Source organism: Protaetiibacter sp. SSC-01 (genome assembly GCF_014483895.1).
Taxonomy (GTDB): Bacteria; Actinomycetota; Actinomycetes; order Actinomycetales; family Microbacteriaceae; genus Homoserinibacter.
Genome location: NZ_CP059987.1, coordinates 2,366,489 through 2,385,825 on the forward strand (window position 1 = coordinate 2,366,489; position 19,337 = coordinate 2,385,825).

16 protein-coding genes are annotated in these 19,337 nt (G+C 72.4%); 6 read left to right on the forward strand and 10 right to left on the reverse strand.

Features of this window, described 5'->3' with window-relative positions:
• The first annotated feature begins 5 nt into the window (after positions 1-5).
• Positions 6-836, forward strand: coding sequence for an RDD family protein (locus H4J02_RS11210; RefSeq protein WP_187674657.1), 831 nt, complete (start codon positions 6-8; stop codon positions 834-836).
• 170 nt (positions 837-1,006) lie between these two features.
• Here H4J02_RS11210 and ahcY read toward each other — a convergent pair whose 3' ends face one another.
• The 3 genes from ahcY to H4J02_RS11225 form a co-directional block, all read right to left on the reverse strand.
• The gene (gene ahcY / locus H4J02_RS11215; RefSeq protein ID WP_187674658.1) at positions 1,007-2,491 is read right to left on the reverse strand and encodes an adenosylhomocysteinase; all 1,485 of its coding nucleotides are present in this window, start codon (positions 2,489-2,491) and stop codon (positions 1,007-1,009) included.
• Between the two features lie 99 nt (positions 2,492-2,590).
• Positions 2,591-4,003, reverse strand: a complete 1,413-nt coding sequence (locus H4J02_RS11220) for a phosphomannomutase/phosphoglucomutase (protein ID WP_262406054.1) — start codon at positions 4,001-4,003, stop codon at positions 2,591-2,593.
• Positions 4,004-4,006: 3 nt separating this feature from the next.
• Positions 4,007-4,222, reverse strand: coding sequence for a DUF3499 family protein (locus H4J02_RS11225; RefSeq protein ID WP_187674659.1), 216 nt, complete (start codon positions 4,220-4,222; stop codon positions 4,007-4,009).
• Between the two features lie 41 nt (positions 4,223-4,263).
• Here H4J02_RS11225 and H4J02_RS11230 point away from each other — a divergent pair, with 41 nt between their 5' ends.
• Positions 4,264-4,698, forward strand: coding sequence for a metallopeptidase family protein (locus H4J02_RS11230; protein ID WP_187674660.1), 435 nt, complete (start codon positions 4,264-4,266; stop codon positions 4,696-4,698).
• Between the two features lie 9 nt (positions 4,699-4,707).
• Here the strand turns inward: H4J02_RS11230 and H4J02_RS11235 are convergent, their stop codons facing one another.
• From H4J02_RS11235 to galE, 4 genes are all read right to left on the reverse strand, one after another.
• Entirely contained in the window at positions 4,708-6,366 is a 1,659-nt protein-coding gene (locus tag H4J02_RS11235) for a DUF5719 family protein (RefSeq protein WP_187674661.1), read from the reverse strand.
• Positions 6,359-9,190, reverse strand: a complete 2,832-nt coding sequence (locus H4J02_RS11240; protein WP_187674662.1) for a glycosyltransferase — start codon at positions 9,188-9,190, stop codon at positions 6,359-6,361. The genes H4J02_RS11235 and H4J02_RS11240 overlap by 8 nt, the downstream gene beginning before the upstream one ends.
• Before the next feature lie 123 nt (positions 9,191-9,313).
• Complete coding sequence (locus H4J02_RS11245; protein ID WP_187674663.1) at positions 9,314-9,643, reverse strand: WhiB family transcriptional regulator; 330 nt, start codon at positions 9,641-9,643, stop codon at positions 9,314-9,316.
• Between the two features lie 134 nt (positions 9,644-9,777).
• A complete protein-coding gene (gene galE / locus H4J02_RS11250; protein WP_187674664.1) occupies positions 9,778-10,746 on the reverse strand; it encodes a UDP-glucose 4-epimerase GalE in 969 nt (322 codons plus the stop codon).
• A 206-nt stretch (positions 10,747-10,952) separates the two neighbouring features.
• On the opposite strand from galE, the gene H4J02_RS11255 reads away from it, so the two are divergent.
• Positions 10,953-11,906: a GlxA family transcriptional regulator gene (locus tag H4J02_RS11255; RefSeq protein ID WP_187674665.1), complete on the forward strand. Its 954-nt coding sequence runs from the start codon at positions 10,953-10,955 to the stop codon at positions 11,904-11,906.
• Positions 11,907-11,915: 9 nt separating this feature from the next.
• Here H4J02_RS11255 and manA read toward each other — a convergent pair whose 3' ends face one another.
• The gene (gene manA / locus H4J02_RS11260; RefSeq protein WP_187674666.1) at positions 11,916-13,073 is read right to left on the reverse strand and encodes a mannose-6-phosphate isomerase, class I; all 1,158 of its coding nucleotides are present in this window, start codon (positions 13,071-13,073) and stop codon (positions 11,916-11,918) included.
• A 143-nt stretch (positions 13,074-13,216) separates the two neighbouring features.
• On the opposite strand from manA, the gene H4J02_RS11265 reads away from it, so the two are divergent.
• Complete coding sequence (locus tag H4J02_RS11265; protein ID WP_187674667.1) at positions 13,217-14,395, forward strand: acyl-CoA dehydrogenase family protein; 1,179 nt, start codon at positions 13,217-13,219, stop codon at positions 14,393-14,395.
• A 40-nt stretch (positions 14,396-14,435) separates the two neighbouring features.
• Here the strand turns inward: H4J02_RS11265 and H4J02_RS11270 are convergent, their stop codons facing one another.
• Complete coding sequence (locus tag H4J02_RS11270; RefSeq protein WP_187674668.1) at positions 14,436-15,770, reverse strand: hypothetical protein; 1,335 nt, start codon at positions 15,768-15,770, stop codon at positions 14,436-14,438.
• A gap of 16 nt (positions 15,771-15,786) precedes the next feature.
• Positions 15,787-16,587 carry a class I SAM-dependent methyltransferase gene (locus H4J02_RS11275; RefSeq protein ID WP_187674669.1) on the reverse strand — a complete coding sequence of 267 codons (801 nt, stop codon included), beginning with the start codon at positions 16,585-16,587 and terminating at the stop codon, positions 15,787-15,789.
• 106 nt (positions 16,588-16,693) lie between these two features.
• Between H4J02_RS11275 and H4J02_RS11280 the strand changes: the two genes are divergently transcribed.
• On the forward strand, positions 16,694-18,022 hold the full coding sequence (locus H4J02_RS11280; protein WP_187674670.1) for an O-antigen ligase: 1,329 nt from the start codon (positions 16,694-16,696) through the stop codon (positions 18,020-18,022).
• The gene (locus H4J02_RS11285; RefSeq protein WP_187674671.1) at positions 18,019-19,329 is read left to right on the forward strand and encodes an O-antigen ligase; all 1,311 of its coding nucleotides are present in this window, start codon (positions 18,019-18,021) and stop codon (positions 19,327-19,329) included. The genes H4J02_RS11280 and H4J02_RS11285 overlap by 4 nt, the downstream gene beginning before the upstream one ends.
• Positions 19,330-19,337: the final 8 nt, after the last annotated feature.

Below are 19,337 nucleotides of genomic sequence, written 5' to 3' on the forward strand. Positions count from 1 at the left end.
TACGCATGGCGGCGGAGCCCGACGCGGACTGGGTCGACACCCTCTCCGATGACGATGCGCTCCTCACGGGCGAGGCGGTCGCGCTCGACCTGCGCCCCGCCGGATTCGCGCTCCGCGCGGCGGGCGCGGTCATCGACTTCGCGGCGTCGCTCATCCTCTTCATCGTGCTGATCCTCGCGTTCTTCGTGCCCGCGGGGCAGCTCGGGCTCGAGGGCGCCTGGGCGACCGTGTTCACGATCACGAGCCTCGTCACGGCCTTCGTCGTCGCGCCGTGCCTCGTCGAGACGCTCACGCGCGGCAAGTCGCTCGGGCGCCTCGCGGTCGGCGCGCGCATCGTGCGCGATGACGGCGGTGCGGCGGGCTTCCGGCACGCCGCCATCCGCGCCCTCGTCGGCGTGCTCGAGTTCCTGCTGACGTTCGGCGGCCTCGCGGCGCTCGTCGGCATCCTCTCCCCCCGCTCGAAGCGGCTCGGCGACCACCTCGCGGGCACGTACGCGCAGTACGAGAGGGCGCCGCGCGTCGCGACGCCAGTGTTCGGGATGCCGATCGAGCTCGCGGGGTGGGCTCAGGTCGCAGACGTGGCACGGATGCCCGACCCCCTCGCGCGACGCATCGCGTCGTTCCTCGCCTCGGCGCGCGACTTCGACTCGGTGCGCCGCGGCTACCTGGCGCAGCAGCTCGCACACGAGGCGTCGCAGTACGTCTCGCCGCTGCCCGCCGTCGAGCCGGAGCTCTTCCTCGCGGGCGTCACGGTCGCGCGGCGCGACCGCGAGGCGCGTGCGCTGCAGCTCGAGGCCGAGCGCCTCGCGCGGCTCGCGCCCGTACTGCGCGGCTAGGTGACCGGGGGCTGGTTTCGACACGCGGCTGCGCCGCTACTCAACCAGCGAGTCAGCCCGCTGGTTGAGGAGCCCGCGGAGTGTCTACCGCTGGTTGAGCAGCCTGCGGAGTGTCTACCGCTGGTCGAGTAGCCCGCGGAGCGGGCGTGTCGAAACCAGCCCCCGATGACTCAGTAGCGGTAGTGCTCCACCTTGTAGGGCCCCTCGACAGGCACCCCGATGTAGGCGGCCTGCTCGGGGGTGAGCTCGGTGAGCTCGACGCCGAGCGACGCGAGGTGCAGGCGCGCGACCTTCTCGTCGAGCACCTTCGGCAGCACGTAGACCTGCGTCTCGTAGGCGGCGCGGTTGACCCACAGCTCGAGCTGGGCGAGCACCTGGTTCGAGAACGAGTTGCTCATGACGAAGCTCGGGTGGCCCGTCGCGTTGCCGAGGTTCATGAGGCGGCCCTCAGAGAGCACGAGCACGCTGCGGCCGTTCGGCAGGCGCCACTCGTGCACCTGCGGCTTGATCTCGACCTTCTCGACGCCCGCGAGCGTCTCGAGCCCGGCCATGTCGATCTCGTTGTCGAAGTGGCCGACGTTCGCGATGACGGCGAGGTGCTTCATCGCGAGGATGTGGTCGACGGTCACGACGTTCTTGTTGCCCGTGCCCGTGACGACGAAGTCGACCTCGTCGATGACCGACTCGAGGCGCGTCACCTGGAAGCCGTCCATCGCGGCCTGGAGGGCGTTGATGGGGTCGATCTCCGACACGATGACGCGCGCGCCCTGGCCGCGGAGCGCTTCCGCGGCGCCCTTGCCGACGTCGCCGTAGCCGCACACGAAGGCGACCTTCCCGCCCATGAGCACGTCGGTGGCGCGGTTGAGGCCGTCGGGCAGCGAGTGGCGGATGCCGTACTTGTTGTCGAACTTCGACTTCGTCACGGAGTCGTTGACGTTGATGGCCGGGAAGAGCAGCCGTCCGTCGCGGTGCAGCTCGTAGAGGCGGTGCACGCCCGTCGTGGTCTCCTCGGTGACGCCCTGGATGTCGGCCGCGATGCGCGTCCAGCGCCGCGGGTCCTCGGCGAGCGAGGCGCGCAGGGTGTCGAGCACGATCGACCACTCGTGGCTCGCATCCGCAGGGGTCTCAGGCACGGTGCCCGCGAGCTCGAACTCGCGGCCCGAGTGCACGAGCAGGGTCGCGTCGCCGCCGTCGTCGAGGATGAGGTTGGGGCCGATCCACTCGGCTCCCGCCTCGGCGGCCTCCGCGGTCCAGTCGAAGATGCGGCTCGTCGCCCACCAGTACTCCTCGAGCGTCTCGCCCTTCCAGGCGAAGACGGGCACGCCGGCGGGGGCCTCGACGGTGCCCGCGGGGCCGACGACGACGGCCGCGGCAGCCTCATCCTGCGTCGAGAAGATGTTGCAGCTCGCCCAGCGCACCTGCGCGCCGAGCGCGACGAGGGTCTCGATGAGCACCGCCGTCTGCACGGTCATGTGCAGGGAGCCGGCGATGCGCGCGCCCTTCAGAGGCTGCGTGGGGCCGTACTCGGCCCGGAGAGCCATGAGGCCCGGCATCTCGTTCTCGGCGAGGCGGATCTGGTGACGTCCGGCCTCGGCGAGCGACAGGTCGGCGACCTTGTAGGGCGCGACGGCGGTGACGGGGGTGGCGATGCTCATCCGTCCATTGTCGCAGGCCCCGCTGATTGTTTCCGTTCCGCGTGTTCGCACCCGTTCCTTCGGGAACAAACGCGCGGAACGGGAACTATGGCGGGGGTTTCAGGCGCGGATGAGCGCCAGGACCTCGTCGCGGATGGCGGCCATCTGCTCGGGCGTCGCGGCCTCCACGTTGAGACGCAGGAGCGGCTCGGTGTTCGAGGGGCGCACGTTGAACCACCAGAAGCCCTCGTCGGGCGCGCCCGTGACGGTCAGACCGTCGAGCTCGTCGAACTCGCCGCGGCCCGTGAAGGCCTCGACGATGCGCGTGTAGGCGGCGGCCACGTCGGAGACGGTCGAGTTGATCTCGCCCGAGAGCGCGTACGGGTCGAAGGAGGCCGCGAACTGCGAGAGCGGCGCATCCTGCGCACCGAACTCGGCGAGCAGGTGCATCGCCGCGAGCATGCCGTTGTCGGCGCCCCAGAAGTCGCGGAAGTAGTAGTGCGCCGAGTGCTCTCCGCCGAAGACGGCGCCCGTCTCGCGCATCCGGTCCTTGATGAGCGAGTGACCCACGTTCGTGCGCACGGGGATGGCTCCCGCCGCCTCGATCGCCTCGGGCACGTAGCGCGAGGTGATGAGGTTGTGGATGACGAACACGTCACCCGTCTCCCCCGCCGCGCGCACACGCGCGACCTCGCGCTGGGCGACGATCGCGGCGACGGCGCTCGGCGACACCGGCGCGCCCGTCTCGTCGACGACGAAGCAGCGGTCGGCGTCGCCGTCGAAGGCGAGGCCCAGGTCGGCGCCGTGCTCCACAACGGCCGCCTGCAGGTCGCGCAGGTTCTCGGGCTCGAGCGGGTTCGCCTCGTGGTTCGGGAAGGTGCCGTCGAGCTCGAAGTAGAGCGGCACGATCTCGAGCGGCAGCGCCGAGAGGCCGGCCGCGTCGCCGAGCACGGCGGGCACGGTCATGCCGCCCATGCCGTTGCCGGCATCCACGACGATCTTGAGGGGACGGATGCCGGAGAGGTCGACGAGCGAGCGCAGGTGCGCCGCGTAGTCGGCGAGCACGTCGCGCGTCGTCACCGAGCCGGGCGTCTCGACCGATGCGACGGAGCCCGCCTCGAGGTACGCCTGGGCGCGGTCGCGGATGGCGGCGAGCCCCGTCGCGAGCGAGATGCCCTGCGCGCCCGCGCGGCTGAACTTGATGCCGTTGTAGCGGGCCGGGTTGTGGCTCGCCGTGAACATCGCGGCGGGAGCGTCGAAGCGGCCGGACGCGAAGTAGGTCTCGTCGGTCGAGCACAGCCCGATGCCCACCACGTCGGCGCCGCGCGCCGACGCGCCACGCGCGAAAGCGGCGGCGAACTCGGGGCTCGAGTCGCGCATGTCGTGACCGACGACGACCGTCTGCCCCGCCGCGTCGAGCTCGTCGACGAAGCCCGCCGCGAGCGCCTCCACGACCTCGGAGGTCAGCTCCGTGCCGACGAGTCCGCGCACGTCGTAGGCCTTCACGAAGGGCGAGAGATCGACGCTAGTCACGGACTACGACTGTAGTTCACCGACCGTGACGTGCCGCACGACCTGCCAGCCCTGGGGCGCCGAGAGCCGCTCGGCGTGCCCGACGCACAGGTCGTAGCTGTGCGGCTCGCGACGGATGGCGAGGGGCCCGAGCACGGCCATCGCGTCGGCGTAGTCGTACGTGAGGGTCGCCACGGCATCCCTGCCGCAGGCCACCTTGCTGCACGGTCGCGCGCTCATCGAGGCGAGCCTACCGCCGCGCACCGACCTAGACTCGGGACATGCCTCGTTCCGCGCGTCGCGTCTCCCCGAGGACGGGCTACCGCGACCGTCACGGGCGCGGTCCCCGCTCCGCGATCACGGGTCCGCATCTGCCGATGCTGCGCACGCGCGTCGACTTCTTCGACGCGTGCGTCGCATCCGCCGTGGAGTACCTGCGCGCGCTGTGGCCCGACGAGCTCGTGGGCGTGCGCTTCGACATCGGCGCGGTGCCGCCGGGCGAGCCGGGGCCCGACGGCGTCGACCGCTGGCGCACCGACCCGCGCACGCGCCGAGTCGTGCTCTACCGGGTGCCGATCGAGCGCCTCGCGCAGCTGCACCGCGACGACGACTGGCACCGCCGCTCGTACATCGAGAGCTGCGTGTTCCGCGCGGTCGCCGAGCTGCTCGGCAAGGACCCGTGGGACATCGCCCCCGAGCGGTTCCGCCACTTCTGAGAGCGGCGCCTACGGGCGCACGACGAGCGGCGCATCCGCTGCCCGCGGCGACACCACGGGGTAGGAGGCGATCGCGCCCGACCCCGCGAAGCTCACCGCCGCCGCGACGCCCTCGCCACCCCGGATGCGGTAGCCGCTGCCCCCGGGAAGGGTCGCGGCGACCGCGCCGATCGCCGGCACCTCGACCGTGAGCTCACCGTCGCCCTCGAGCGAGACGAGCTGGAGGGTGTGCGCCTCGCCGTCGACCGAGACGGCCACGAGCACGGGCGAGGCGGCGGAGGCGACCGCGAGAGCGGCATCCTCGCGGAGCTCGGCGGCGGAGGCGTACCAGGCGAGGTCGGCGTCGCCCGGCACGAGGCGGCCGTCGCCCCGCTGCGTGGGCGCGTCGATCGTGGACGTGCGCACGCCCGCGACGACGGGCACGTCGGAGCGGACGGAGACGAGGTAGGAGCCGTCGGCGAGGATCTCCTCGCCGAGCTCGTGCGCGGCCTCGAGCGGCGTGTCGCTGACCTCCCCGCCCGCGAGGCTCACCTCGAAGGTCGACGGCGACGCGCCGCCCGTCACGGGCGTGAGGCTCACCTCGACGTTGGCGACCTCGTCGCCGGGGTTGCCGAGGCGGATGATCGAGGCGAGGTCGTCGTAGCCCTCGATGCCGAGCGAGCCGGCCACGGCCGTGGCGTTGTGGATGCGCACGGCCGGGATGACGAGCTCGCGCGCGGGCGCGGAGCCCGCGGCCACAAGGTCGACGCCGCCCGGGTCGAGCACGCGCGTGACGGAGGTCTGCAGCCACGCGACGACCTGGCCGCCGCGCGCCTCGACGTGCACCACGGGGGACGCGAGGTCGGGCGCGAAGCCGCTCAGCGGAAGTGCGAGGCGTCCGCCCGCCGGGACGGTGATGCCCGCCATGCCGGGCGCGCGCACCTGCCCGGACTCGCTCCACAGCTCGAGCGTGACGTCGGCCGCGACGGCGGTGGGGTTGACGAGATGCAGGATGCTCGTGCGCCCGACGGTCGTACCGCCGCCGACGAGCCACGCGGAGCTCGTCGGCTCGGCGCACGCCGTCGCCGCGAGGCCGCTGATGCCGCCCTGCCCGCCCGGGTCCTGCCGCTGAGCGGCCGCGAGCACAGCACTCTCGGAGGCCGGCAGCACGAGGGTCGTCGGCTGTTGCGCGGTCGAGGAGCCGGATGCGTCGCCACCGGCGAGCGCGGATGCCGCGGGCTCGCCCGGCTCGGCCGCCGTCGTGAGCGTCGGCGTGCCGACGGGGAAGACGCTGCCGGCCTCCCCGCCGCTCTCGTCGCCGAGGCGCAGAAGAGAGCCGGGGCACACCGTCTGCAGGTCGGCGGGCTCGGGCTCGACGACCGTGCCGAGCGGCTCGACGCCGAAGGTCGTGAGCGGCACGAGCCCGACCGCTGCCACGACGGCGGCGGCGGCCGCGAGGCCCACGATCCCGCGCACGATGCGGAGCGACACGACGGTGGCGCGGCGACCGGCGCCGGGCGTGCGCTTGGGGGCAGGGACGGGGGTCTCCGCGGGCTCCCCCGTCTCCGGGGCGGCGGCCTCGGCCGCGGGGGTCTCGCCCGTCGGCGTCCCGGGCTCCGGCGTCACCGGCTCCGGCGTCCCGTGCTCCGGCGTCACCGTCTCGGCATCCATGCGCTCGTCGTCAGCCATCGTTGTCCTCGTCGAAGGTCGTCGCGGCCGGCTCATCGAGCGACGAGCGCGTCTGCACGACGCGCCGGCGCCGCCCCGTCGGGATCGCGAGCAGGAGCGCCGCGAGCAGCACCGTGAGCTGAACGGCGAGCACGCCGACGCCCCACGCGCCGCGAGCGGGCTCGTCGTCCTCCGTGCGCTCGAGGCCCGTGAAGGTCCACAGGGTGCCGTAGCCGCTGTCGCTCGCGGCGGTCATGGCGGGCGAGGCGTCGAGCGAGGCGACGGCGCGCTGGCGAACGGCCGCCGCATCCGCTCCCGCCCCCGCGTTCTGGGGCGAGACGAGCACGAAGCCCACCTGGAAGCGCTGCAGCTCGGAGGCGGGGTCGTAGCCGCCCCGCGAGGCGATGTTGCCGGCGAGCTCGGCGAGGGCGAGGTCGTCGTCCGAGAGGCTCGTGCGGCCCGCGTGGAGCGCCGACTGGTCATCGAGCGTCGCACCCTCGCCGCGCTGCAGCTGCACCGCGAGCGACCCGTCGGGCTGCGGCGTGAGCACGAGCGTGCCGACCCCCGGGTCGGCGTCGGCCGCGGCATCCGCGAGGGCGGGCAGGATGCGCCCGTCGCCCGCGTGCACGGGCGACGCTCCCACGAGCGAGGCGCCGAGCAGCGGCGCGACCGCGATGACGGCGGCGGCGACCGCGGCGACGCCCACGGGCACGGCGGCGCGGCGAATGGCGTCGAGCCCGACGACCGCGGCGCCGACGAGGCCGAGCCAGTAGACGCTCAGCGCGCTGCCCGGCCAGGGGCCCGTGACGGCCGTGCCGACGGTCGTCACGTGCAGGCTGTTCGCGGCCCACGCGGTCGCGAGGCCGCCCGCCGCGAGCGCGAGGGCCGGGATCGAGCGCCCGGCGCCCGGCAGGAAGAGCGAGAGCAGCGCGACGAGCACGACGAGCGCGAGGAGGGCCGCGGGCACGATCGTCTCCCAGCCGGCGGTCGGCAGGCCGAGGAGCGCGAGGATGCCGCCCCATCCGGACGCATCGCCGTCGGCGCGCCCGATGAGCAGCCCCCAGCCGCTCGTCGGCGTGTACGGCAGCACGACGCCCGGGTCGGCGAGCGCCGCGAGCGGCGAGCCGCTGCGGATCGCGTCGATCACGAGCGGCGCGAAGAGCGCGATCGCGGGGATGGGCACGCCGATCGTGCGCACGAAGCCGCGCGGCCGCGCGAACGCCCACGCGATGACGCCCACGAGCAGCACGGGTGCGACTACGGGGGCCGCGGCCGTGATGGCGGCGAAGAGGAGCGCGGCGGCCGCCGAGGCGCTCCACGATCGCGCGCCCTCGATGAGCGCGAGCGCGAACCACGGAAGCAGGAGGTGCACGAGCACGGCGCCGACGCGCCCCTCCCCGAGCGCCGAGAGGAACGCGGGTGCGGCGGCCCACAGGATCGCGGCCGCGACGGGCGGCCAGACGCGCTCGGAGAGTCGGGTCGCCGCCCACCACGCGCCGAGCGCCGCGAACGGCAGCGCCGCGAACCACAGCAGCACGATCGAGAACGACGGGTCCCACCACGTTGCCGAGCCGAGCAGAGCCCACAGGTAGGTCGCGGGGTCGGCCGCGCCCGCGAAGCCGACGCCGATCTCGCGCCAGCCCCATCCGATCCGCGACCACAGCTCGGTCGCGCGCGACGCGAGCGGCAGGAGCCCGCCGCCCTCGAGCGTCGCCGCTCCGAGCAGGGGCCAGAAGACGATGACGCCCGCGACGATCACGGCCGCGACGACCCACGTGCCGCCGCCGAGGAAGGATGCGCGCACGAGGTCGCGCTCCCGGCCCAGTCGGTCGTCGATGCGGTCGCGCTCGTGCGCACGCTGCTCGCGCAGGGCGGCCCCCCGCATCCGGAGCGGTGCGATCGCGCGCCAGCCGACCTTGTCCGCGCGGCGCAGGCGGGAGCGGGCACCCGGCACGGTGGGGTCGACGAGAGCGCGGAGCGCGGCCGAGAGCTCCCCCGGCACGGCGTTCGGCCGCTTCGCGAGCAACTGCCCGAGCGAGCGGATGATCGCGAGCGGCAGGAGCGCGAGCCAATGCACGGGCACGAGCAGGGCGGGCGCGTAGACGAAGCGGCGGTGCAGCTGCGCGCTGCGGGCGACGCGGCGACGCAGTCGCGGGCTCGCTGGGCGCCTGCGGCCGATGTCCTCGGGGTTGCGGGCGCGCTCGACGCGCGCGTCGGGCACGCGCACGACGCGGTGGCCCGCGAGGCGGGCGCGGATGCCGAGGTCGAGCCCGGCGTCGGCGGCCGGCAGCCCGGCGTCGAGCCCGTCGAGCGCGTGCCACACGGGGCGGCGCACGAGCGCCCCGTCGACGGCGACCGCGAGCACGTCGGTGACCGTGTCGTACTGGGCCTGGTCGAGCTCGTCCTCGACGAGCACGACGGTCGCGCCGAGCTGCGAGATGGTCTCGCCGTAAGAGCGCAGGCGCGCGTGGTCGGAGGGGTCGACGAGCTTGGGTCCCGCGACGGCGACCGAGGGCGCGACCTCGACGGCCGCGAGCAGGGCGCGCAGCGCATCCGGTTCGGGCGCCGAGTCGGCGCGGAGCAGCCACAGCCACTCCTCTTCGCCCTCGGCGGGCGGCACGGCGCGCAGGGCGCGGGCGACACCCGTGCCGTAGCTGCCGCCCGTCGCGGTCACGACCTGCGTGACACCGGCGGCCTCGAGCGTCTCGGTGCGGAACTGCGTCGTCGGCTCGGCCACGACGATGAGCGCGTCGGGGCGTCGCGTCAGCGCGGCGAGCGCCGTGAGGGTGCCGTCGAGCCAGCCGTCGCCGTCCTGGACGACGAGGATCGCGGTGACTCTGGGCATCCCTCCCACGCTAAGCGCCGTTCAACGGATGCGGGGCAGCGCCACGCAGTTCAGCCAGCCTCAGGTGGTCGAGGAGCGCCCGCCGTGAGGCGGACGCGTCTCGAGACCCGACCCCGCCCCGGCCTACGCCGTACGGCTGCGACGCAGCTTGCGCCGCTCACGCTCGGAGAGCCCGCCCCAGATGCCGAAGCGCTCGTCGTTCTCGAGCGCGTACTCGAGGCACTGGGCGCGCACCGAGCAGCCGGTGCAGATGCGCTTCGCGTCGCGCGTGGAGCCGCCCTTCTCGGGGAAGAAGGCCTCGGGGTCGGTCTGCGCGCACAGCGCGTCGGTCTGCCACGCGAGGGGGTTGTCGTCGTCCTCGACGGTGGCGGGGCGCAGGCCCGGCATGCCGAGCTTGACAGGGTCGACGAACCAGTCCTCGGGGACCGAGGGACGATACTCATTCCTCGTCATTCCGCCCTCCCCTCGCGACACCGGCCGTCACGTTCCTGCTAATTACACTCGTGTGATTCCCCCGCGTCAAGTCGCGGAATGGTAGCGGGGGCGGGTCCGGGCGTGTCGCGACTCGCCGGGCTACGAGATCTCGATCAGGACTCGACACTCGCCGTGCGCGCAGCCCACGCGCTCGCGACCATCTCGTCGAGCGTGTGCCGCATCCGCCAGTCCAGGTCGCGGGCCGCGAGCTCGCCCGACGCGACGATGCGGGCAGGGTCGCCGGGGCGCCGCGGGGCGATCTCGGGCGTGAACTCGATGCCCGTCACGCGCGCCATCGCCTCCATGATCTGGCGGACGGATGCGCCCTCGCCGCTGCCGAGGTTGTATGCGGCCTCGAGGGGCCGTCGGTCGGCGAGCGCTTGGGCCGCGGCCACATGCGCGAGCGCGAGGTCGGCCACGTGCAGGTAGTCGCGGACGTTCGTGCCGTCGGGCGTCGGGTAGTCGTCGCCGAAGATGCGCGGCGTGCGGCCGTCGACGAGCGCGTCGAACACGAGCGGGAAGAGGTTGTGGGGGCTCGCGTCGTAGACGTCGGGGTAGCCCGAGCCGACGACGTTGAAGTAGCGCAGCGAGGTGTGCTTGAGGCCCGCAGCGACGCCCTGGTCGCGCAGCAGCCACTCGCCGATGAGCTTCGACTCGCCGTACGGCGAGGTGGGGTTCTTCGGGGTGTCCTCGGTCACAAGGTCCTGGTCCGTGTTGCCATAGACGGCAGCTGACGACGAGAACACGATCTTGTCGACGCCCGCCTCGGCCATCGCGGCGAGCAGCACGCGCGTGCCCTCCACGTTCTGCTGGTAGGTGTGCAGCGGGCGCTCGACCGAGACGCCCGCGTACTTGAAGCCCGCGACGTGGATGACGCCCGTGACCTGGTGTTCGCGGAGCACGTCGAGCAGCAGTCCGCCGTCGAGGATCGTCCCCTCGACGAAGGTGACGCCCGGCGTCACGAACCTGCGTCGGCCGCTCGAGAGGTCGTCGACGACGACCGCGCCGAGGCCGGCCTCCTGGAGTGCGCGCACCACGTGCGCGCCGATGTAGCCGGCACCGCCGGTCACGAGCCACGTCATGGCTCCAGGCTAGTGGCCCTGTTCAGGCGTGACGGATGCGGCGCCCCTCGCGCACGACGGAGACGACGCTTCCGGCGACGCCCGCCGCGGCGAGGCCGCCGAGGATGAGCATGAGAAGGATCATGGCAGGAAATCTACGACTTGGCGAAAAGCGTCACGAGTGGCATGATCGACACAAGTCGTACAAAAACTGCCAAGGAGTCCGGATGCTCAAGAAGGTCGTGTGCCTTGCCCTCCCCGGCACCGCCCCGTTCGAGTTCGGGGTCGTGTGCGAGGTCTTCGGGATCGACCGCAGCGAGATGGGCGGCCCGCGCTTCGAGTTCGCGATCGCGACCGCCGACCCGGGTCCCGTGCCGACGAGCATGGGCTTCGACATGCTCATCGAGAACGACCTCTCGATCGCATCCGACGCCGACCTCGTGGCTGTGCCCGCGCACACGATCGGCCCCGTCGACGAGCGCTACCTCGACGTCATCCGCGAGGCCGAGGCGCGCGGGGCATGGGTCATGAGCGTGTGCTCGGGCGCCTTCGTGCTCGCCCAGGCGGGCGTGCTCGACGGCCGCCGGGCGACGACCCACTGGATGCACACCGACCGGCTCGCCCGCGACTTCCCGAACACCGAGGTCGACCCCGACGTGCTCTTCGTGCAGGACGGGAAGGTCGTCACGGGCGCGGGCACCGCGGCGGGCATCGACGCCGCGCTGCACATCGTGCGCGAGGAGTACGGCGCCGCCGCCACCAACGTCATCGCGCGCCGCATGGTCGTGCCGCCGCAGCGCGACGGAGGGCAGTCGCAGTACATCCCGACCCCGGTGCCCGAGTGCCGCACCGACAGCTTCGCGCTCGTGATCGAGTGGATGCTCGAGAACCTCGACCAGGACCTCACGGTCGACCAGCTCGCCCGCCGCGCCCTCATGTCGAGCCGCACCTTCGCCCGACGCTTCCGCGCCGAGACGGGCACGACGCCCGCCGCGTGGCTCAACCGCCAGCGCATCCTGCGGGCGCAGCAGGAGCTCGAGCAGACGGATGACGGCCTCGAGCAGATCGCGCAGCGCTCGGGCTTCGGCACTGCGGCGGTCATGCGGCACCACTTCCTCAAGGTGCTCGGCACGACGCCGACCGCCTACCGTCGCGCGTTCGGCGAGCGCGTCGCGGTCTGACCGCGAGCGCTACCCGGACTGGCGAGCGCTGCCGTCGTGCGGGGCGCGCTCGCCGGATTCGCCAGCGCTCGCGACGAAGACGGTTCCGGATCCTCGCACGCCGAGCCACGTCTCCCCCTCGACGTAGACCGCGCCGCCGCGCGCGAGACGCGGCCCGCCCTCGAGGGCGACGTCGCCATCCGTGCAGAGCGCGATCGCGGGACCCTCGAGCCGCACCTCGACACCGCGCGCCGCGGCATCCGGTTCGATCACCGTGAGCGCGAAGTCGGGCACGTTGGGGCGGAAGACGTGCACACCCGGCTCGGGTTCGTGGGGGTGCAGGTAGGGCGCCGGGAGAGGGCGGAAGTCGAGCACCCGCAGCAGCTCCGGCACGTCGACGTGCTTCGGTGTGAGGCCCCCGCGCAGCACGTTGTCGCTCGCGGCCATGAGCTCGATGCCGAGGCCCTCGAGGTAGGCGTGGATGTTGCCCGCTGGCAGGTAGAGCACCTCGCCCGGGCGCAGCTCGACCGTGTGCAGCAGGAGCGAGATCGCGATTCCGGGGTCGCCCGGGTAGTGGTCGGCGAGGGTGCGGACCGTCTGCCAGCTCGGCCCGTCGGCGATGGCCGAGGCCTCGACGACCGCGTCCACGAGGTCGACGACGCCCTCCCCGCGCCCGATGAGCCACGAGAACACGTCGCGCAGCGCACCGTCGTCGGTCAGCCGGTCGAGGAGCGGCGCGATGCGCGGATCGTCGGCGACGGGCGCGAGCACGGCGCGCGTCTCGGCGACCGGTCGGAAACCCGACAGGGCGCGGAACGGGTCGGAGAGGGCGTAGATGATCTCGGGCTTGTGGAACGCGTCTTTGTAGTTGCGCTCGGGCGCGTCGAGCGGCACCCCCGCGGCGTTCTCACGCGCGAAGCCCTCGGCCGCCTGGGCGGGCGTCGGATGCGCCTGCAGCGAGAGCGGGGACGCCGCCGCGAGCACCTTCATGAGGAACGGGAGGCGCCCGTCGACGACGTCGAGGAGGCTGCGCTCCTTGCCCACGACCTCCGCGGGCGAGCCCGGATGCGCGCCGAGCCACAGCTCGGCCTCCGGCTGACCGGTCGGCTGCCGACCGAGCAACTCCGCGATCGCGGTCGTCGACCCCCACGCGTAGCCGCGCGGCGTGTTGGTGATCGGCACGAACATGGAGCCTCCCCTCGGCAGACGGATTGGTTCAAACTACCAACCGCTTTGGACACGCCCCTAGCCCGCCCGTAGGCTCCGGATGCCCGCATCCGACACGGCGACCCGACCGGCGGATGCCCATCCGGAACAAGGGAGTGACCCGCATGTCCTTCTCGCAGCTCGCCAGCGACTTCTACGGCTTCGAGACGAAGCTCACCGAGACCGAGCGCGAGGCGCTCGCGGGCCTCCGCGCCTGGCTCGAGGCCGACGTCAAGCCCCTCGTGAACGACTACTGGGATCGCGCCGAGTTCCCGAAGGAGATCCTTCCCGCATTCCACCAGCAGCCCGTCTTCGGCATGCAGTGGGACGAGACGAAGAGCTTCGAGAACTCCGCCGTCTACCGCGGCTGGGCCGCGCTCGAGCTCGCGCGCGTCGACGCATCCGTCGCCACCTACGTGGGCGTGCAGAACGGCCTCGCGCTCGGCGCGATCGGCGTGTGCGGCTCGCCCGAGCAGCGCGCCGAGTGGCTGCCGAAGCTCGCCGACGGCTCCGTCATCGGCGCGTTCGGCCTCACCGAGCCGCTCTCGGGCTCCGACTCGGCGCAGGGCCTCCGCACGACGGCCACGCGCGACGGCGACGAGTGGGTGCTCAACGGCGCGAAGCGCTGGATCGGCAACGCCACCTTCAGCGACATCGTCGTCATCTGGGCGAAGGACACCGCCGACGGCCAGGTCAAGGGCTTCATCGTGCCGACCGCGACGCCCGGCTACACGGCCACCAAGATCGAGCGCAAGCAGGCCCTCCGCATCGTGCAGAACGCCGACATCGTGCTCGACGACGTGCGCGTGCCCGAGAGCCTGCGCCTGCAGAACGCGAACTCGTTCCGCGACACCGCCGCCGTGCTGCGGCTCACGCGCGCCGAGGTGGCGTGGGCGGCCGTCGGCGTCGCGATCGGCGCCTACGAGGCCGCCCTCGCCTACACGCAGGAGCGCATCCAGTTCGGCAAGCCCATCGCATCCCACCAGCTCGTGCAGCAGCACCTCGCCGAGATGATCGGCGGCATCACCGCCTCGATCGCGATGTGCACGCGCGTCTCGGAGATGCTCGACGAGGGCACCCAGAAGGACGAGCACGCGGCCCTCGCGAAGGCCTACGCGACGAGCCGGATGCGCGAGGTCGTCGCGCGCGCCCGCGAGGTCATGGGCGGCAACGGCATCGTGCTCGACTACGACGCGGCGCGGTTCTTCAACGACGCCGAGGCGCTGTACTCCTACGAGGGCACGCGCGAGATGAACACCCTCATCGTGGGCCGCGCGTTGACGGGCAAGGCCGCGTTCGTCTGACGTTCGTCGGTCGAGCGGTCGCGCCCCCGCGGATGCCGCCCTACTGCCGCCCTGTGAACTGCCAGAGCGGCTCGACGACGACCTTCCGCCACGGACGGCGACGAGGCCTGCGGGTCACGGGACGGGCCGCTTCCAGGCTCACACGGCGCGACCGCGGCGTGTCATCCCACGTGGCGACGAGCGCGCGGGCCTCGTCGATCCACGCCTCGCGGGCCGCGAGCTCGGGCCCGAAGTCGCGGACATGGGCGCGCGGATCGGCGAGGAACAGTTCGAGGTCGACCGCCGGGCCGAAGATGGTCGACTTCTGTCGGTAGTAGTCGTTCAGGGAGATGATGCGCGTCGGCACCCCCTGCAGCGTGAGGAAGAGCGCCGTGTGGTAGGACGAGGTGATCCCGAACTCGACGTCGAAGGCGCCCCGACCGCGAACCTCGCCCGGCGCGAGCTGCAGAGCCATGCGCGCGAGGTCCGCGACCGCGTAGGAGTCGAACGGGAAGAAGGCATCGAAGCCCTTGAGCGAGGGCAACGAATCACGGATGACCTCGCGCACGTCGTCATACGCATGGAGCACGACGACATCGTGATCCGGGCGAGCAGCCTGCACCTGGCCGACGAGGTTGCGGGCCTGATCGTGCTGCTCCCGGCTCGCGGTGTACTCCGCCGTCGTGTTCAGGTGAAGCGCGAACGCTGTCGGCTTCGCCGAGCGGACGGCGGCGAGCGCATCCGCCCATGGCTTCATGGTCTCGATCGTGTCGTCGAACGAGAACCGTGCGGCGTCCGCGAACGGGGTCCCGCGAACGAGCTCCAGGCTCGGATGGTCACGCAGCCCGATGAGACCGGGCGGGAGGACGGAGAAGATGCTGCAGAGCTCGGGGAGGATGTCGGCGTCGAGTTGGATACCCGAGAGCAGGTAGTTCTCGACCCCGACGGTCTCGATGAGGTCGCGGATGATCCGCACATGCCGTGCGCCCCACATGGCGTTCAGATGGCCACCGCCGTACAGATGCATCGCGCCGCCCCGCGCGACGCGACTCACTGCCTCGAGCCCCATGAGGCTCGCGTCCATCGCGTCGAAGCTCGTGTAGAGCACGTGCTCCACGCCGAGCCAGCGCTCCAGAGCCAGCGTGTAGTCGGCATCGATGACCGACTCGAGGGCGACCATCGCCACGACCTCGAACCGCCCATCGGCCCGATGGAACGCGATCGTGTTCTTCAGTTGCAGGATGTCGCCGAAGTTGTTGTAGCCCTCGTAGCTGCCGTAGAGGTACACGCGAGGAGTGGAGGATTCGAGAAGGCGGCGGGTGGCCTCGCGGGCGTAGTAGTACACGGACGCTGCAGGCGCGCGGGTTCCCTCGGCCACCGGGGTCGGGTGCGGCATCCTGCGATGCTACAGGCTAGCCCCGCGCGAGGATCTCGCCGTGCGGCATGACCATCCAGCCGCTGTCGTCGTCCCGCCACCCGAGCCAGCCCTCGCGCACGAGGTCGAGGGCTGCTCGGTCGCCGATGCCGGTCGCGAGCACGCCCGAGGCGTACTCCGACTCGACGGCGCGGTCGGCCCACAGCCCGCCCCACCAGTCGCGCGTCGGCTGATCCGTCCAGCACCAGACGGATGCGCCCGCCTCGACCTCGGTGAAGCCCGCCTCCTGCGCCCACGACTTGAGGCGACGCCCCGCATCCGGGTTGCCGCCGTTGTGGCGCGAGAGGCGCACGTAGGTGTCGCGCCACGCGTCGAGGCCCTCCGAGTCGGGGAAGACGATCGAGCCGACGTAGTCGCAGTCGCGCGCCGCGACGATGCCATCGGGCGAGACGAGTCCGCGCCACGCTCGCAGTGCCTCGACGGGGCGGCCGAGGTGCTGCAGCACCTGGTGCGCGTGCACGACGTCGAACGAGCCGTCGTCGAAGCCGGGCGCGTAGGCGTCGGCCACGCGGAACTCGACGTTGTCGACACCCTGCGCCTCGGCGAGGCGGGAGGCCTCCGCCACGACTGCCTCCGAGGCGTCGATGCCGATGACCTTGCCCGGGTACACGAGGCGCGCGAGGTCGACCGTGATCGTGCCGGGGCCCGCGCCCACGTCGAGCACGTTCATGCCCTCGCGCAGGTGCGGCACGAGGTAGGCGGCGGAGTTCGCGGCGGTGCGCCACCGGTGGGAGCGCAGCACGCTCTCGTGGTGGCCGAGGGTGTAGCGCTCGGGCATGGGGAAAGCCTAGGCGGGGAAGCTGGACTGTTACCGCCGCCTCGGGCGACCGGCGCGACCGCGCGAGGCTCGGGAACCGCGCCCACCCAACCGCTAGCCTGAACGCATGAAGACGGCGAGCGTGTACCAGCGCGCGCTCGGCATCCTCGCCTTCTTCACCCTCGCGGCCGGCGAGTTCTGGCGCCACCTGCTCGGATGGTGGGGCTGGGGCGCGATCACGGGCATCCTGCTCGTGCTCGCCATCGTCGAGCTCGTGCGCGGACGCGTCGACGTGCGACGCCTGCCGATCACGCTCATCGCCTTCCTCGCCCTGTGCACCGCGTCGATCATCTGGTCGGCGTACCCCGGCGCATCCGTGCTCGGGGTGCTCGCGACGCTCGCGACGACCGTCGGCGCCGGGTTCCTCGCGAGCTGCTACCGCTGGGACGAGGTGCGCGGCATGCTGACCGCCGCGCTGCGCTGGGTGCTCGGTCTCTCGCTGCTCTTCGAGCTCTTCGTCTCGGTCGTCATCCGCGAGAAGCTCCTGCCCTTCTGGGTCGACTACAGCCACCTCGAGAAAATCCCCAACGCGTTCTACTGGTCGCGCAACCTGCTCTTCGAGGGCGGACGCATCCAGGGCATCGTCGGCAACTCCAACATCCTCGGGATGCTGTCGGTCCTCGCGCTCGTGCTCTTCGCCCTGCGCCTCGCGCTGCGCAAGGGCTCCCCGATCTGGGGCTGGGTGTGGATCGTCGTCGCGGTCGCGATGATCGCCCTCACGCGCTCCTCGACCGCGCTCGTCGCGCTCGGCGTCATGGTGCTCGTCGGGGCCTACGTCGTGCTCGTGCGGCGCACGAGCGGCCGGGCCCGGCTCGCGACCTACCTCGGCGGAGCGCTCGGCGCCGCCGCGCTCGTCACGATCGCGATCGTGTTCCGCGCCCCGCTGCTCGCGCTGCTCGGCAAGCGCAGCGACCTCACCTACCGGCTCGAGATCTGGGACAGCGTGTGGGCGCTCGCCTCCGAGCGTCCAGCCGCGGGATGGGGCTGGGTGAGCTACTGGGCGCCGTGGGTCGAGCCGTTCGACGACCTCGTCGTCATCCGCGGCGTCACCTACCTGCAGGCCCACAACGCGTGGCTCGACGTCTTCCTGCAGCTCGGCATCCTCGGGCTCATCGCGTTCGGCGCGCTCGTCGCGACGGCCGTCGCTCGCAGCTGGCTCCTCGCAATCGACGTGCGCGGGGAGCGCAGCGAAGGGCACGGGCTGCGCTGGCCGGCATCCGCTCTCCCCCTCGTGCTGCTCGCGGGCCTGCTGACCCAGAGCCTCGCCGAGAGCCGCCTCATCGTCGAGCTCGGGTGGGTGCTGCTCGTCATCATCCTCATCAAGACGGCGTGGCCCGACACCGTGCGCGACGACCGGCCCGACCCGACCCAGATCGTGGGGCGCGCGTCGCGATGACGTCCGACGGGCCCCGGCTGCTCGACCCCTGGCTGGGGTTCCTGCGCTCGCGCCCGCTCTCGGCGGCGCTCGTCACGACCGGCATCCTGCTCATCGCCACGAGCTACCTGTGGATCCGGCTCACCGGATGGGCGGGCTACCTCGGCGCGCTGTCGGTGCTCGTGCTCGTCATGGGGCTCGTGCTGATCGCCCGGCGCGACGAGATCGAAGGCATCGTCGTGCCGCCCATCTCGATGCTCGCCTACCTCGGCTGGGCCACGCTCTCGATCGTGTGGAGCTCGTACCAGTGGGTGACGGCGGGCGGACTCGCGTACCTCTATGCCGTGACCGCGGTCGCCCTCTTCATCGCCTTCACGCGCGACACCATCCAGATCGTGCGCTCGATGGGCGACGCTCTGCGCTGGGTGCTCGGCCTCTCGCTCGGCATCGAGCTCTTCGCGGGGCTCATCATCGACATCCCCATCCCCTACCTGAGCGTCGGGGCCCGCATCGCCGAGCTGGGGCCGATCTCCGGCATCCTGCAGACCCGCAACCAGCTCGGCGTCGTCGCGATCATCGCGGCCATCAGCTTCGCGACCGAGCTGCGCACGCGATCCGTGAACCGGCTCACGGGCATCCTGTCGCTCACGGCCGCGGGGCTCTGCATCGCGCTCACCCGCTCCCCCGTCATCCTCATCACGGCAGGGGTCGTGTTCGTCGCCGCGGCGGTGCTCTACGGAGTGCGCCGCGTGCGGCCCGAGCGTCGGCAGCGCTGGCAGTTCATCCTGCTCGGGGCGGCTGTCGTGCTGCTCGCCCTCGCGTGGTTCTTCCGCGCTCGCATCATCTCGATCACGAACGCCGGCGGGCAGCTCGACTACCGCCTGCGGGTGTGGAACAAGATGCTCGAGTTCCTCGGCGGCAGCTGGCTGCAGGGGTGGGGCTGGACGGGCCGCTGGCATCCCGACGTGGCGCCGTACTCGGCCATCACCACGTCATCCGACAAGCCGCCGGGCTCGGCGCTCAACGCGTTCTACGACGTGCTCTTCCAGGTCGGCGCCATCGGCCTCGTGATCTTCGTCGGGATGGTGGGGCTCGCGTTCGCGCGCTCGTGGCTGCTCGCGGGTCGCCGCCGCAGCATCATCTACGCGTGGCCGGCGCTCGTGCTCATCGCGCTCATCCTCGTGTCGCTCATGGAGAGCTCGATCCTCGTCGAGTTCGGCTGGCTCGTGTTCGTGATCTGCTGCGTGAAGGCCTCGCAGGAGCTCAGCTGGCGCACCGCGCTCTCGCGCGTGCCGCCGCCCGCCCCCGTTTCGGATACCGGGTCCTGAGCCCGGGA